This is a genomic window from Dyella sp. (assembly GCF_035685885.1).
Taxonomy (GTDB): Bacteria; Pseudomonadota; Gammaproteobacteria; order Xanthomonadales; family Rhodanobacteraceae; genus Dyella.
The window spans coordinates 1-2,192 of record NZ_DASRZX010000145.1 but is presented as its reverse complement, the minus strand read 5'-3'; the positions used below and the strand labels follow the sequence as shown (position 1 = coordinate 2,192).

At 64.3% G+C, this 2,192-nt stretch carries 2 pseudogenes; one reads left to right on the top strand and one right to left on the bottom strand.

Annotation, left to right across the window (positions count from 1 at the left end):
- Positions 1-224: 224 nt before the first annotated feature.
- Positions 225-1,791: pseudogene (locus tag VFG49_RS16050) on the top strand (IS3 family transposase).
- An 86-nt stretch (positions 1,792-1,877) separates the two neighbouring features.
- Here VFG49_RS16050 and VFG49_RS16045 read toward each other — a convergent pair.
- Positions 1,878-2,192: pseudogene (locus VFG49_RS16045) on the bottom strand (IS1634 family transposase); the annotation flags it as partial.

Here is a 2,192-nt window from a genome sequence, read left to right as displayed (position 1 = left end):
GTCGCCCGAATACCGGGATCTTCGCGACATTCGACACAGGACGTCCAAATCGAGCCTTGTTGCCGCCGAAGGAGCCCCCCGCGGCAAAATAGTTGTCGCCCCGATAGAAACTTGAATCTTTCCTGAATTCAAGTCTCGTAGATGGTGGTGGGTTGCCGTCGCCGAAGGCGGCGGCCCTCCTGCCACCGATTTCCGCAACAAGGGGGCGATGATGAGAGAACAAGTTGGCTCGATACGGACAAGGATTTAAGGACAGAGCGGTGGCGCGGTTGCTGCCGCCGGAGAGCGCCCCGCTGGAGGTGGTGGCTCGGGAGATTGGGGTGAGCACAGATACGCTGGAACGCTGGCGCGGTGACGAACTGGCCAAGCCGGCGCGAGAACGCAGCTGGACGGCAGCGGCTCGCCTGGAGGCAGTCATTACCACGGCGGCCATGGACGAAGCCGCCCGCGGCGCCTGGTGCCGCGAACACGGCGTGTACCCACAGCAACTACAGCAATGGCGTGACAGCGCAACGCAAGCGCTTGCCGAGCCCGCGGAGAAGCGCGCGAGTCCGCAGCAGACCAAGGAAGACCGTCGGCGCATCAAGGAACTCGAGCGCGAGCTGCGCCGCAAGGATAAGGCTCTGGCTGAAACGGCAGCACTGCTGGTGCTGTCAAAAAAAGTCGAGGCGATCTTCAACAAGAACAGAAGCGAGGACGAATGATCGGGCTCGAAGATCGCCAGACCCTGGCCCAGGACATTGAAGCGGCTCAACAGGCCGGTGCTCGGCTGACGCAGGCCTGCGAAGTTGCCGGCATCAATGAGCGCAGCCTGCAGCGCTGGAAGGCCAAAGAGGGGCTCGTAAGGGGTGATGGCAGGCCCGGCGCGGTGCGGCCGACACCGGCCCATGCGCTGACACCCACCGAGCGTGAGCAAATCCTGCAGGTAGCCAACGAGCCGCGCTTTGCCGACATGCCCCCGGCGCGCATCGTCCCAATGCTGGCCGACGAAGGCGTGTATCTGGCCAGCGAATCGAGCTCCAGCGCGTACTGCGCGAGCACGGGCAGAACCAGCACCGGGGCCGCGCCAAGGCACCGCGCAAGAGCCGCCCGCCAACCACGCATATCGCCACTGCACCGCGCCAGCTGTGGTGTTGGGACATGACGTACTTGCCTGCCGAGATCGTGGGGCGCTGGTTCTATTTGTACCTGATTCTGGACGTGTACAGCCGGAAGATCGTGGGCTTCGAAGTGCACGACAGTGACGACGCCGACCATGCCGCGCATCTGGTCAAGCGTACGGCGCTGGCCGAAGGCATCCATGCCATGGCGACCAGGCCCGTGCTGCACGGCGACAATGGCTCGACCCTCAAAGCCACGACTGTACTGGCAATGCTGAACTGGCTGGGTGTCAAGCCTTCGTACTCGCGCCCGCGCGTGAGCGATGACAACGCCTACGTCGAAAGCCTGTTCCGCACGGCGAAGTACCGCCCGGAGTTCCCTGACAAAGGCTTCACCAGACTCGACGAGGCCCGCACCTGGGCTTCGCACTTCGTGCATTGGTACAACCATGATCACCGGCACAGTGGCATCCGCTACGTCAGTCCCGCCCAGCGTCATGCGGGCGAAGATGCCGCGATCCTTGCCGCCCGTCACGAGGTATATCTCCAGGCGCGAGAACGAAATCCGCGGCGCTGGTCGGGCGCCACCCGGAACTGGACGCCTATCGGCGCGGTAACACTGAACCCCGAGCGCGACTGCATCGTCAAAACGCATACGCACTCGACCGGTATAGAGCCATTGGCAGCATGACCGAGGCGACAACTAGCTTGACTCGCGCCGCGAGTTTCCCCTTGTGCAACAAGCACTTGGCGTGAGGCGCGGGTTCCGATTTCTGTCTACACCCGGATTTGCTCGAGCAATGCCAGAGCCTGCTTCTGCTTCGCGTTAGCCGTGGTGACGAGCTCGAAGGTTGGCGCCTCAGCGCCGGCGCTGGGGGTGCGGCAGGTGTTGCGCACGACCGTGGCGAGTTCGGCCATCAGGCTTGAGAAGCTGTGCACGGGCGTGCCGTCGTCAAGCGTGTGGCGCGCCGCCTTGGCCAGCGCTGCCGCGGAGCGCACCGCAGGCGCCACGGGGTCCCGCGTGGCCTTGGCGGCCTGATCGGTGTCGGCAAACATCAGTTCGCGCCAGGCCTCGCGCATGTGCCACTCGAC